This is a genomic window from Phycisphaera sp. (assembly GCA_025916675.1).
Lineage (GTDB): Bacteria > Planctomycetota > Phycisphaerae > Phycisphaerales > UBA1924 > JAHCJI01.
Window position 1 is genome coordinate 1,702,167 of the sequence record CP098402.1, and the last position, 12,809, is coordinate 1,714,975.

At 68.1% G+C, this 12,809-nt stretch carries 10 protein-coding genes and 1 pseudogene; 8 read left to right on the forward strand and 3 right to left on the reverse strand.

Annotation, left to right across the window (positions count from 1 at the left end; genetic code table 11):
• Positions 1–112: 112 nt before the first annotated feature.
• The 8 genes and pseudogenes from NCW75_07350 to NCW75_07385 all read left to right on the forward strand — a co-directional run bounded on the left by NCW75_07350 (position 113) and on the right by NCW75_07385 (position 8,929).
• Complete coding sequence (locus NCW75_07350) at positions 113–1,258, forward strand: mannose-1-phosphate guanylyltransferase (protein ID UYV14098.1); 1,146 nt, start codon at positions 113–115, stop codon at positions 1,256–1,258.
• Positions 1,258–1,758 carry a Holliday junction resolvase RuvX gene (ruvX, locus tag NCW75_07355; protein ID UYV14099.1) on the forward strand — a complete coding sequence of 167 codons (501 nt, stop codon included), beginning with the start codon at positions 1,258–1,260 and terminating at the stop codon, positions 1,756–1,758. The genes NCW75_07350 and ruvX overlap by 1 nt, the downstream gene beginning before the upstream one ends.
• A gap of 18 nt (positions 1,759–1,776) precedes the next feature.
• Positions 1,777–2,730: a hypothetical protein gene (locus NCW75_07360; GenBank protein UYV14100.1), complete on the forward strand. Its 954-nt coding sequence runs from the start codon at positions 1,777–1,779 to the stop codon at positions 2,728–2,730.
• A gap of 1,614 nt (positions 2,731–4,344) precedes the next feature.
• Positions 4,345–4,728: pseudogene (locus NCW75_07365) on the forward strand (hypothetical protein).
• An 800-nt stretch (positions 4,729–5,528) separates the two neighbouring features.
• A complete protein-coding gene (locus NCW75_07370; protein ID UYV14101.1) occupies positions 5,529–5,846 on the forward strand; it encodes a hypothetical protein in 318 nt (105 codons plus the stop codon).
• 42 nt (positions 5,847–5,888) lie between these two features.
• A complete protein-coding gene (guaB, locus tag NCW75_07375) occupies positions 5,889–7,490 on the forward strand; it encodes an IMP dehydrogenase (protein UYV14102.1) in 1,602 nt (533 codons plus the stop codon).
• 30 nt (positions 7,491–7,520) lie between these two features.
• On the forward strand, positions 7,521–8,063 hold the full coding sequence (locus tag NCW75_07380) for a hypothetical protein (protein UYV14103.1): 543 nt from the start codon (positions 7,521–7,523) through the stop codon (positions 8,061–8,063).
• 50 nt (positions 8,064–8,113) lie between these two features.
• Complete coding sequence (locus NCW75_07385) at positions 8,114–8,929, forward strand: Bax inhibitor-1/YccA family protein (protein ID UYV14104.1); 816 nt, start codon at positions 8,114–8,116, stop codon at positions 8,927–8,929.
• A 123-nt stretch (positions 8,930–9,052) separates the two neighbouring features.
• On the opposite strand, the gene NCW75_07390 is transcribed toward NCW75_07385, so the two are convergent.
• The 3 genes from NCW75_07390 to NCW75_07400 form a co-directional block, all read right to left on the reverse strand.
• Positions 9,053–9,799 carry an HNH endonuclease gene (locus NCW75_07390; protein ID UYV14105.1) on the reverse strand — a complete coding sequence of 249 codons (747 nt, stop codon included), beginning with the start codon at positions 9,797–9,799 and terminating at the stop codon, positions 9,053–9,055.
• Positions 9,800–9,919: 120 nt separating this feature from the next.
• The gene (purH, locus tag NCW75_07395) at positions 9,920–11,473 is read right to left on the reverse strand and encodes a bifunctional phosphoribosylaminoimidazolecarboxamide formyltransferase/IMP cyclohydrolase (protein UYV14106.1); all 1,554 of its coding nucleotides are present in this window, start codon (positions 11,471–11,473) and stop codon (positions 9,920–9,922) included.
• 48 nt (positions 11,474–11,521) lie between these two features.
• Positions 11,522–12,700 carry a PQQ-binding-like beta-propeller repeat protein gene (locus tag NCW75_07400; protein ID UYV14107.1) on the reverse strand — a complete coding sequence of 393 codons (1,179 nt, stop codon included), beginning with the start codon at positions 12,698–12,700 and terminating at the stop codon, positions 11,522–11,524.
• Positions 12,701–12,809: the final 109 nt, after the last annotated feature.

Sequence of the window (12,809 nt, forward strand, 5' to 3'; positions counted from 1 at the left end):
TGCGCCCTCCGCGATCTCTGTGTTAAAACTCTTGAACGCCGAGGTCGCGGAGGGCGCAGAGGGGGGAGGGATTGGGTCGGAAAGCCCAATGCCCGCCCCCTACGCTGGCCCGATGGACGAACACCGCTACGCGATGGTCATGGCCGGCGGCTCGGGCACCCGCCTGTGGCCCATGAGCCGCAAGGAACGCCCCAAGCAGCTCCTGCGTTTCCTGATGGAGCCCGGACGCGACTCGCCGCGCAGCCTGATCGAGGTCTCCGCCGGCCGCCTCGACGGCCTGGTACCCCAAGAAAACCTGCTCGTCTGCACGCTCGAGCGATACTCGGATGCCGTCGCTGGGGTGCTGCCCCAACTCGGGAAGGGCCAGATCCTCGGCGAGCCCGTCGGCCGCGACACCGTGAACGCCGTCGGCCTCACCGCCGCCGTGCTAGCCAGCAAGGATCCCGAGGCCGCCTTCTGCGTCATGACCGCCGACCACGTCATCGAGCCGGTCGATCACTTCCAGAGCATCGTGCGCCAGGGATTCGAGCTCGTCGAACAACACCCGCGCACGCTCGTGACCTTCGCCATCGAGCCCACGCACCCCGCCACCGGCTACGGCTACGTCAGGCGCGGCGAAGCCATCGACGGCACCAACGGGCTTGGGTTCCAGGTCGAAAAGTTCGTCGAGAAACCCGACGAGGGTACGGCCAAGGCGTACCTGGCCGAGGGCGTCTACGGCTGGAACAGCGGCATGTTCGTGTGGAAGGCGTCGACCTTCTTGGATTGCCTGAAGAGCTTCTTGCCCGCCTCGTACGACGGCCTCACCGAGATCGCCCGGGCCTGGGACACGCCCGATCGCAGCGCCGTCCTGCACCGCGTCTACCCCGAGCTCGAAAAGAAGAGCGTCGACTACGCCATCATGGAGCCGGCGACCTCGCACGCGGCCAAGAACGCCATCGGTGGCCCCATCGACGTCGCCACCCTGCGCATGGACGTCTCCTGGCTCGACGTCGGCTCGTGGGCGAGCTACGCCGGAACAGTGGCCAGTGACGACGCGAACAACCGCGTGGCGGGCATCGCCGAAGGCACCAACGCCATCGCGCACGACAGCAAGGGCAACCTCATCGTCAACAACGAGCAGGGCCACAGCATCGCGCTGCTCGGCTGCGAGGACTTAGTCGTCGTCCACACCAAGGGCGCCACCCTCATCATGCCCGCCGCCAAGGCCGAGTCTCTCAAGGACCTCCACGCCGCACTGCCCAACCCGCTCCTTTGATGGCCTTCACCCCACGCATCACCCGCTACATCGCCATCGACCTGGGCGATCGCCGCACGGGCCTGGCCGTCGGCGATACCCACACCCGCGTCGCCGCCCCGTGGAAGACGCTCGAGGTCCCCATCGAGCACGAGGGCGGCCAGAAGCTCATCGACGCGATCGAGCGTGCCATCGACCGCGACTACGCCTCCAGCCCAAGCCTCGAACTGGTCGTCGGGCTTCCCCTGCACCTCGACGGCCAGGAGAGCCAACGCAGCGAGCTCGCCCGCGCCTTCGCCGACCGCCTCGCCAAACACTTCGGCAAGCCCGTCCACCTGGCCGACGAGCGTCTGACGAGCAAGCAAGCCGATTGGGCCATGGGCGGGTCAGGGTTGACCCACCTCCAAAAAAAGAGACGTCGCGACTCCATCGCCGCCGCCGCACTCCTCCAGGCGTTCCTCAACACCCTGCCCGCCGAAGGCAACGACGACGACGCGCATCCCAACAATGAAGACGGATAGCCCCAAGGAGACCGACCCATGCGCACGGACGCCATCGCGAAACTGACCATGTTCCTGCTGCTGGCCGGCGCCCCCATCGCCTGCTCGCAGCAAGCCGAACAGTCCACGCCGCCGCCCGCCGCGGCCCAATCGGTGGAGTTCGACAACGCCGAACAAGTGCTCACCGCCCTCGAAGACGCCGACGATGAGCTGCGGACCTTCTCCTCGGGCATCATGTACACGACGATTAAGGATATTGGCTATTTCCGTACCCGCCGCACGGGTGACATCGCGTTCGCCTCCGACGCCGCTAAGGACGGCACCCCCCGCCGGCGCTTCGCCGTCCACTTTGTTGATGCCTTGCGCGGCGATCGCTACAGCGACGGGCCGGACGCCCTGCAGACCATCGCGTTCGACGGCCGCTGGCTCTGGGACGTCATCCACGCCCAGATGCAGATCAACAAGCGAGAGATCGTCCCCCAGGGTGAGACTATCGACCCCTTCGAGCTCGGCGACGGACCGTTCCCGCCGCTGCCCATCGGCCAGCAGAAGGACGACATCCTCCGCCGCTACACCGTGCGGCTCGTGCCCCAGACCGAGAGCCTCGAACCCGATCCCAACCTCGACCCCGAAGACCCCTTCGACCGCAACGAGGTGGACTTCGCCAACGGCCTCGTGTCCTTCGCCAGCGGCTCGGTCCAGCTCCTGCTCATCCCCAAGCAACGCGGCGGGGAAGCCCGCTTCTCCGAGATCCGCCTCTGGTACAAACCCGATAGCTCCGGCCGCCTGCTGCCCCGGATGTCGCGCACGGTCGACGCCAATTCCAACGACGTCTCGATCGTCCAGCTCATGCACCCGCTCCAGGTCAATGGCCCCGCCCGCGAGGACCTGCTCACCATCACCCCGCCTAAGGGCTGGACCGTCAACGAGACCCCCTTGCCGCCGCCCCCGGTCGAGCGGACAACCGGCACAGACCCCCGGGACGCCCCGTAGAAACGAACAATTCCCGGAGCCGACGCCCCCGAAATGGCGAAGAACCATGGATTGGAGAGCGTTGGCACCAGAATGCGATTCCCGACCCACAAGCTCGTAAGCACCGCCGCCGGCCTCCTGGCCGCCGCGGGTGCCACGTTCGCGCAGGGCCCCCAGCAAGACGAGGGCATCACCCTCTCCCCGGTCGTCGAGCGCGCCATCGGGGCGAGCTACCTGACCGAGCAGGAGCGGCTCGAACTCCGCGTCTTCCACGGCCAGTGGACCGAGACCGACCTGGCCGAAACCGCCGTCGCCGCACGGGCCGCGCTGCTCGCCGGCGACCTGGCCAACCCCGCGCTCGACGATCCGGAGGCAAGCCCCCTCGACCGGGCCGAAGCCATGATCCTCCGCGGCGACATCCGCGAAGCGCTCGACCTCATCGAGGGCAACGACACGATGCGAGCGCTGCGATTGAGCGCCCAAGCCCACGAGCTCCTGGGCGACCTCGACGCCGTCCGCGCCTCCACCGACACCGCGACCGCGCGCCTCGCGCGTCTCCAATCCAACGACGCCGAAACGCTCACCGAGGGCGTGCGTATCCTCATCATCCGAGCCCGCACCGTGGGCGTCGAACAGGGCGCGGGCGACTATGAACTCATGGTCCAGCTCTTGGCCACCGTGCGTGATGATCTCGACCGCCTCTACTGGCCCGCCCGCCTCGCCGAAGCCAAACTCCTCGACGCGCGCGACAACCGCCCCCAGGCCCGCGAGGCGCTCCTCGAAACCCTCGCGCTCAACCCCGGCAGCGCCGAGGCCTGGCGCGCCTTGGGCGAGGCCCACGTCCGCGGCTTCAACTTCGACGCCGCCGAGGCCGTTGCCATCGAGCTCGACCGCCTGACCGACCGCATGCGCCCCGGCGCAACCTCGCCCTACGCCACCCTCATCCGCGCCAAGGCCCTGCTCCGCCAGAAGGAACCCCGCCTGGCAGGCGAAACGCTGGACGAACTCCTCGACGAGCACCCCACCATGCGTGAGGCGCTCGCATTGGGGGCCGCCATCGCCGCGGTCTATCGCGCCACCGAGGCCGAGCAGGAAATCCTCGCCACCCTCGAACAACTCTCTCCGGGCACCGCCCTGGGCCACTACGAGGCCGGCGTCCAACTCGCCGACTGGCGCCAGTACGCCCCCGCCATGGCACACCTGACCGAGGCCACCAAGCGCCAGCCCGCGTGGCCCGAGCCGTGGATCGAATTGGGCCTGCTCGCCATGCAGGCAGCCGAGGACGAAACCTCCATCGCCGCCCTCGAGCGCGCCACCCAGCTTGACCCCTTCAACGTACGCGCCAAGAACACGCTGCGCCTGGCCACCGAACTGGCAACCTACGAGCGCGTCGAGACCGACCACTTCACCATCCGCTATCGCAGTGGCCCCGACGCCATCCTCGCCAACGAGGTGGCCCCCATCATGGAGCGCATCCACGCCCGCGTCGCCGGCCCCGACAACAACGGCCTGGCCCACGAGCCCGACCGCAAGACCGTCATCGACCTCATGCCAAGCCACGCCTGGTTCGCCGTGCGCATCACCGGCATGCCCGACATCTTTACCATCGCCGCCAGCACGGGCCCGGCCATCGCGATGGAGACCCCACGACCCAACGCCGGCAGCACCCATCGCGGCTACGACTGGCCTCGCGTGCTCCAGCACGAGTACGTCCACACGGTTGGTCTGAGTCGGACAAAGAACCGCGTGCCCCACTGGTTCACCGAAGCGCAGGCCGTGTTCCTCGAAGACGGCCCGTGGGACGAGAACCGCGCCCGCTCGCTCACCGTCGCGCTCGAGACCGACCAGCTCTTCCCGCTCGACGAACTGAGCCTCGGCTTCATCCGCCCGAGAAAGCCCGGCGACCGCAGCCTCGCCTACGCCCAGTCCGCCTGGCTCTACGAGTACATCGTCGAACGCTTCGGCTCCCAAGCCCCGCTCGAACTCATGGACGCCTACGCCGCCGGCGAAACCCAGCGCGAGGCCTTCACCAGCGTGCTGAGCATAGACCAAGACGACCTGGAAGCCGACTTCCTCACCTGGGCCGCCGACCAGGCCCGTGGCTGGGGCCTGCTCCCCTCCGCCGGGGTGCCGACCATCGAGCAACTCGCCCAGCAGTACCAGGACGAGGGCAACACCGACGCCCCCGACCTTGGCGCACTCCTTGACACCTACCCCGATCACCCCCAGCTCATCGAGAAGCTCGCCCGCGACCGCCTCGAAGCCAGCAACGGCCGACCCACCCCCGAGATAGCCCCCCTGCTCACCCGCTGGGCCAACGCCGTCCCCGTCGCCGACGAGCCCCGCCGCATGCTCGTCCTGCTCGCCCGTGAGGACGGCATCGATCCCGCCGACGACACAACCCTGGGCTACCTTGAGCACCTCGACGCCCGGGCCCAGTACACCGGCGCCTACGCCGCCGAGCTTGCCCGCCTGTACATGGCCCGCGACGAAGCCACCAAGGCCCTTGCCAAGTCCCAACGCGCCGTCAACATCGAGCCCTTCGACGCCGCCACCCGCGAGCTGGCCGCCACCATCGCCTGGCGGGCCGGCGAGTTCACCCTCGCTCGCGACCACGTCGAGGCCCTCACCATCATCGAGCCCGACCGCGACATCCACCAGCAACGCCTGGACGCCATGGACCAGCGGCTCAACCGCTAGAGCCCCATCCGCCCATCCCCCGTTCCTACGATTTGCTATACCACTGAAATCCGATGGCCCGGCTTCCCAAACAATCGGCCGGACTGTCCCTCCACTCGCCCGAATCGAAAGGAATCACCGTGCAAGACGCGAACCCCATGGTGACCGGCTTCGACCCGTCGTTTATCGCCCTGGTCGCCATTGTGGGCGGGGTGGCGTTCCTGAGCATCATGTTTTTCATGATCTTCCTGACCGCCATCCTCAAGGACCGGCAGAAGGAGATGACTACCCGCGAGATCGCCGCCTACGTGGCCGAGGGCTCGATCACCTCCGAGGACGCCGAGCGGATCCTGCGTGGTAGCCGCCCCTGGCACGAGCTCCGCGACTTCGCCCGGTCCAGCGGGTTCTGCGACTGGGCCGGTGGCAAAGACAAGGCCCGCAAGGCCGCCAGCGCCTGACACCGGCGCTTGACGGACCGAGGCTTCGGACCAACCATGTGCATGGCCACGCACACGATACCACCTCCCGCGTCCGCCCCCTCCCAGCCCACCGCCAGCACCTCGACCGCCCCCATCGGGCCGGCCGAGAAGGTTGTCCTGGACGGCATCACCTACGACGACGTCCTCCTGCTCCCCCGAGCCAGCGAGGTATTGCCCGCCCAGGCCGACACCTCAAGCCGCCTGACCCGGGGCATCCGCATCCGCGTGCCCATCGTCAGCGCCCCTATGGACACCGTCACCGAGGCCCCACTGGCCATCGCCCTGGCCCACGAGGGCGGCATCGGCATTATCCACAAGAACCTCTCCGTCGAAGAGCAGGCCCGCCAGGTCACCCAGGTCAAACGCTCGGCCAACGGCGTCATCACCGACCCCATCACCCTGGGCCCCGCCGACACCGTCGGCCGCGCCCGCGAGCTGATGGCTCAATTCCACGTCTCGGGCTTCCCCATCACCGAAGACGGCTCGAAGGACCTCCGCAGTAAGGGCAAGATCCTCGGCATCCTCACCCGCCGAGACCTCAAGTTCGTCGAGGACCTGTCCACCCCCGTCTCGCAGGTCATGACCAGCGACCCGCTGGTCACCGCCCCCGCCGGCACCACGCTGCAAGAGGCCGAGGGTATCCTCAACCAGAATAAGGTCGAGAAGCTCATCCTCGTCGAGGGCGACAACCACTTGGCCGGCCTGGTCACGATGCGTGACATCGAACGGCTCAGCCGCTACCCCGACGCCAGCACCGACGACAAAGGCCGCCTGCTCTGCGGCGCGGCCGTCGGCGTGCTGCAATACGACCGCGTCGCCGCACTCATCGAGGCCGGCGTCGACGTCATCGTCGTCGATACCGCCCACGGCCACAGCAAGAACGTCCTCGAGACCGTCAAGAAGGTCAAGGCCGACTACGACATCCAGGTCATCGCCGGCAACGTCGCCACCGCCGACGGAGCGCGAGACCTCGCCCACGCCGGTGCCGACGCCGTCAAGGTCGGCATCGGCCCGGGCAGCATCTGCACCACCCGCGTCGTCACCGGAGTGGGCGTTCCCCAGGTGTCGGCGATCTTCGAGGGGTTGCGTGGCGTTGCCGAGGCCAACCCGAGCGATCCGGTGCCTGTCATCGCCGACGGCGGCATCCGCATGTCGGGCGACATTGCAAAGGCCATCGCCGCCGGCGCCAGCACCGTCATGCTCGGCGGCCTGCTGGCCGGCCTTGACGAGAGCCCGGGCGAGCTCGTCATCTCCGGCGGTCGCCGCTACAAGAGTTACCGCGGCATGGGCTCCGAGGGCGCCATGAACCGCGGCAGCGCCGACCGCTACGGCCAAGCCGACAAGTACGACCAGTCGGGCCGCCCCAAGCAGAAGTTCGTCCCCGAGGGCGTCGAGGGCCTCGTCCCTTACCGCGGCCCCTTGGCCGAGTTCGTCTACCAGCTCGTCGGCGGCCTCCGCGCCGCCATGGGCTACACCGGCTGCCCCACCATCGAAGACTTCAAACGCGACGCCCGCTTCTGCCGCGTGACAGCCGCCAGCATGGTCGAGAGCCACCCCCACGACATTAGAATCACGAAGGAAAGCCCCAATTACACCATCGAGGGACGCGGCGAGGGGCACTGACGCGCCACGCCGACAACCGAGGAGCAGACCATGACGCCGACCGCCGCAATGATCCTGGCCGCCCTAGGCGCTCTCGCGATCGGAGGTGCCCTCGGCTTCGGCTCCCAACAAGACGGTGATGGTGCCCAGCCCCCACAACCCCGCCACGAGGTCGCCCTGCCGGCCACCCACCAGGGCGAGTGGACCGGCCCCAACCGCCTGTGGATCTTCGACCCCGACAAGCCCGACCGCTCCGACGGCACCCTTGATGTCGCCGCCAAGACCGTCCAATACACCTGGGCGCGCAACGACAAGAACTACAAGGGACTTATTGAGCTGTCCGGCCAGCCTGAGGCCCTCCGCTGCGACTGGAAAGACGACTTCCACGCCGCCGAGGGCCTGACGCTCCATGGCTTCCAGCGCGAGGGCGTGGTCCACCTCTACGGCACCTACCCCGCCGGCGACGGCCAGCCCGACTGGGGCTGGCAGATCGAACTCGACACTCGCGACCGCGAGGCCTTCGTCATGCGCATGTTCAACGTGGTGCCGGGGAGCGGGCCGATGCCCGCAGTCGTGCTGCACGGCACGCGCTGAGACCTACTATTCCCAGAGTCTCTGCCACCCCCGATTGCACGGAGCCCCCCATGATCCAATCCACCGGCAACCCCGCCATCCAGAAGGTCGACCAGTACCTCAACCCCGCGGGCAGCGGCGACTGGGCCCGCGACATGGCCGCCCCCAAGGTCATGACCTACCAGGGCGCCGTCACCAACACCGCGATCCTGCTGGGCTTGACCGTCGGCACCGCCGGCCTCCTCTGGTCGTTCGCCGCGGACGCGTGGCTTGGGCTGCTCATCGGCGGTGCCGTTGTCGGCCTCGTTCTGGCGCTCGTCATTATCTTCAAGCCCCGGCTCTCGCCCTTCCTCGCACCGGTGTATGCCATCGCCGAGGGTGCCTTCGTCGCCGGCGCTTCGTTCCTGTGGGCCAGCATCGCCGCCGATCGGCAAGCCGCCGCATCGGGGGGTGGCGGCGGGGCCATGGCCCAACTCGACACGAGCCTGATCGCGCAGGCCGCGGGCCTGACATTCGCCATCACCGCCGTGATGCTCGCGCTGTACGCCACGCGCATCATCCGCGCCACGCCCCTGGTCATGCGCATGATCATCGTGGCCACCGGCGGCGTGTTACTCTTCGCGCTAGCCAACATCCTGCTGGGAGTCTTCCTCAACAAGCCCCTGGTCAGCTGGGACGGCGGCCCGCTCAGCATCGCCATCAGCGCCGCCATCGTTGGCATCGCCGCCTTCAACCTCATCATCGACTTCAAGATCGTCGAGGACGGCGTGGCCAACAAGGCCCCAAAGTGGATGGAGTGGTACGCCGGCTTCGCCCTGCTGGTCACCATCGTCTGGCTCTACGTCAGCATCCTCCGCCTGCTCGCCATGCTCCGCGGCGGGGAATAGCCAATCCAACAACACAAGACTCCTTACGAGCCCACGTCGTGAGACGTGGGTTTCTTTATGCGCCCGAACCAACAAGAAACCCACGTCTCACGACGTGGGCTCGTACGAAAGGCACCCGCCCTCTCATCGACCCTTGGGCAAGAACATCCCCCACGCCTCATACCGCTCACCGCCACGCCGGTCACGCCACCCGTGCAGTACGGAATCCGGCGCGGGCCGCTTGGGTGCGCGAGCGAGCGGCATACCCGCCTCGCTCGGCGTGCGATCACCCTTGGCCGCATTACAACGGATGCACGCGGCCACCAGGTTCTCCCAGCTATCGCCGCCCCCGCGCGCCCGCGGCATCACGTGGTCGAGCGACAGGTCGCCACCGCGGAAGTACCGCTTGCAATATTGGCACTGGTGCCCGTCGCGCTCGAAGATCGTCCGCCGGCTCAGCCGCACCTGCACCCGGGGGAGCCGGTCGTAGCCCAGCAGCCGGATGACCCGCGGCACCGCGATCGAGAGCCGCACCGTGCGCACCCAGTCGTGGGCCGCCGGCTCCATCTCGTGCTGCAGCGCCGACACCTCGACCCACTGCGCAAAGTCATAATTGCTGAACGTCGCCGCCGTCGCCTCACCCTCGACGTGGACGACCTCGGCCAGTTCCTTGCACAGCAGCGTGAACGCACGCCGGGCCGTGATGACCCGCAGGGCCGCGTAGTGCTTGTTCAGCAGCAGCACCGGCACGTCCAGCGAGCACGCCCGGATCGCGCGGATCTGGCTGGTATGGGACTCGGCCGACCGGCCCTTCTTCGAGCGAGCGGAACCCCCCCGCGACGCCTGGTGCGCGTCGCCGTTCGGGCGCGAGTTGGGTCTGGAAGGGCGCATCCTCGACAATCCCGCCTCTGCGAATGAATTGTCGGCAAGCGGGCCCGGCTTGTCCACACGGGCAGACGCGGTATTTACACGATCCGAACACGCGGGTGGCATCCGCCCCCCACCCGTCCGCTAATGCCGGAAGTGCCGCACGCCCGTCAGAAGCAGGCTCACGCCCTCGCGCTCGCATAGCTCAACCGTCTCGCCATCGCGCTTCGAGCCGCCCGGCTGCACGATCGTCTTCACGCCGGCATCAATCAAGATCTGCGGCCCATCGGCGAACGGGAAGAACCCGTCGCTGGCGGCGATGGCGCCCTTCGCTCGCTCGCCCGCTTTTTGCACGGCGAGGCGGCAGCTCGTCAGCCGGTCCATCTGCCCAGCGCCCGCTCCGTACAACGCCGCACCACCATCGACAACACCACCGACCGCCACGGCGTTACTCGTCAACGCACGGCTCACGCACACCAGCGCCGCGCACCCCGACATGGTCTCGTCGGTCGGCCTGGGGCCCGCCGCGAGTGTCCAGGATTCTGGATCGGCCCGCACCGCGTCGATGCGCTGCGCGAGCGCCCCGCCCGGCAGCGTTCGCACCATCATGCCCGCGGCCTCGGGCTGTGGCATGTCGCCCACGGCGAGCAGACGCGTCGTCTTCCAGCGCGATCGCAGCCGCTCGAGCGCGTCGCCATCGAACGCCGGCGCGACGATGACCTCTAAGAACAACTCCTTCGCGCTCAATCGCTCGGCCGCCGCTATGTTGATCGTGTGCGAGCACGCCACGATGCCGCCGAACGCCGCAACCGGGTCGCCGGCGAGCGCCAGGTCGACCGCGGCTTCGGCCGTCGGAGCATTGGCCGCCCCGCACGGGTTGGCGTGCTTCATCACCGTCGCGCCCACGGTGCCAGTTGTGCGGGCCAGGTCCAGGGCGAGTTCCAACGCCGCGCTCGCGTCGGCAAGGTTGTTGTAGCTCAGCGCCTTGCCGTGCAGGGGCTCGACACCCACGACCGTCGGCCCGGCGTATCCCCGGTCCCGATACACCGCCGCGGGCTGGTGCGGGTTCTCGCCATACCGCAGCTCGCCCGAGCGTTCCAGCCGCAGCGTGAGCGTCTCGGGCATTCCGCCGCCCGCACCGGTGGCCGCACCGAGATAGCCCGCGATCATCGCGTCGTACGCGCTCGTGCGTGCAAACGCCGCCGCCGCGAGCCGCGCACGAAGCGTGCCGGTTGTCCCGCCCTGGCTCTCAAGGTCCGCGAGGACCGAGGCGTACTGCCCCGGGCCCGTCACGATGGCGACCCGGTCGTGGTTCTTCGCCGCCGACCGCACCATGGCCGGCCCGCCGATATCGATCTGCTCGATCGCCTCCGCGAGCGTCACGCCCGGCTTGGCGATCGTCTTCTCGAAGGGATACAGGTCGATGCACACCAGGTCGATCGGCACGATCCCGTGCTCGGCCATCGCGCTGGTGTGTTCTGGCAGCTCTTCGACACCCAGGATGCCGCCATGCACGAGCGGGTGCAGCGTCTTAACGCGGCCGTCGAGCATCTCGGGAAAGCCGGTCAGCTCGCTCACGTCGCGCACGGGCAGCCCGGCCTCACGCAACATCGCGGCCGTACCACCGGTGGAGATCAGCTCAACCCCGTGCCCCGAAAGGGCACGGGCGAACTCGGCCACGCCGGCCTTGTCGCTCACCGAGATCAGGGCACGGCGGATCGGTCGAAGAGAAGTGTCCAAGGCGGCTTACGCGTCGGGGTTGAAGCGGGCAACCAGGCCGCGATCGGTGATGAGATAGATCGGCGAGTCGACCAAGTCGGCCGTCTCCACGCGCGAGACCCCACCCACCGGTACACGACCGAACACGTCCCCCGTCGGCGCGTCGATCTGGGTGATGACCTCTGCGTCGGCGTCGAACACCACCAGCAACCCGTCACGCACCGCCACCAGCTCGCCGCCAACATCCTCCAGCGACCACGCGATCTCGCCCGTGCCCAGGTTCACGGCCGAGAAGCCGTACTCGGGCAGGTCGATGAACACATGATCACCGAAGGTCGCCGGAGTGCCGGTGATCGGCTCGGGGGTCTGCACGCGCCACAGGTTGCGCGAGCTCGCCGGCGTGAACGCCCACAGCGATTGATCCTCGCTGGGCACGAGTAACATGCCTGGGGCCGCCACGGGCATCGCGCTCGGGCCGTCGAACAGGGCGTTGAACCGCTGGCCATTGCCCGCACGCATGATCGGCGCGCCGCGTGAAGGGTCGAGGAACAGCACGTCCCCGCCGGTACTCACAAACGCGACGATGCCATCGACCATCACCGCGTCCATCGCGATCGGATGGTTGAGCTGGTTGCCCCATAGCTTGATCTGCTGGGTCGGCAGGTAGCTGAACACCTGGCCATCGGCACAACCAAACATGAGCTGGCCATTGTGCCGCACGGGCCCGGTCGTCACGACCAGGGGCAGGGTCTGACGAGCTCGCAGCTCTCCCGAGAGCACATCGACCACGTACAACTCCGACGACGAGTTCACGAAGATCAGGTTGCCCTGTCGCTCGATGCCCAGGAAGGGCGTGATGGGCGTATCCAGTTGGATGTGCCAGCGGGGGTCGCCGTCGATGGTATCGACGCAGTTGAGCGTTGACCCACCTTCGAGCAGGAGCACAATGTCGTCGTAGGCCTTCACGTTTTCAACGCGCTGGCCGCGCGTCACGATCGGATACGCCCGCCATCCCCGGCTGTAACCGATCGATCGCAACTCGGCACTGTCAAAGCTGGCTGAGGCCTCCTGGGCGTTGGTCGATATCGGGGGACCAATCCTGCCCGTGTTGGCGCACCCACCGGCAACCAACGCCAGCAGGGCTAGCCCGGACGCCGAACGGCCCAGCAACCGGCGGGCACGGCGAAACGGACGGGGGGCAGGCATATCAATGGAAGTACGCATCCGTGGAAGGCTCCAAGGGTGAGATTCGGCCCGTACGGTTGCTGGAAGGCGGCACCGGGCCCGTGCGCCCCCTGTTGTCTGCCGCACAGTA

What these genes read in the sequence shown, in the direction of transcription:
- NCW75_07350 (UYV14098.1), top strand. Translation starts at nt 113, where the DNA reads ATGGACGAACACCGCTACGCGATGGTCATGGCCGGCGGCTCGGGCACC.
- ruvX (UYV14099.1), top strand. Translation starts at nt 1,258, where the DNA reads ATGGCCTTCACCCCACGCATCACCCGCTACATCGCCATCGACCTGGGC.
- NCW75_07360 (UYV14100.1), top strand. Translation starts at nt 1,777, where the DNA reads ATGCGCACGGACGCCATCGCGAAACTGACCATGTTCCTGCTGCTGGCC.
- guaB (UYV14102.1), top strand. Translation starts at nt 5,889, where the DNA reads ATGGCCACGCACACGATACCACCTCCCGCGTCCGCCCCCTCCCAGCCC.
- NCW75_07380 (UYV14103.1), top strand. Translation starts at nt 7,521, where the DNA reads ATGACGCCGACCGCCGCAATGATCCTGGCCGCCCTAGGCGCTCTCGCG.
- NCW75_07385 (UYV14104.1), top strand. Translation starts at nt 8,114, where the DNA reads ATGATCCAATCCACCGGCAACCCCGCCATCCAGAAGGTCGACCAGTAC.
- NCW75_07390 (UYV14105.1), bottom strand. Translation starts at nt 9,799, where the DNA reads ATGCGCCCTTCCAGACCCAACTCGCGCCCGAACGGCGACGCGCACCAG.
- NCW75_07400 (UYV14107.1), bottom strand. Translation starts at nt 12,700, where the DNA reads ATGCCTGCCCCCCGTCCGTTTCGCCGTGCCCGCCGGTTGCTGGGCCGT.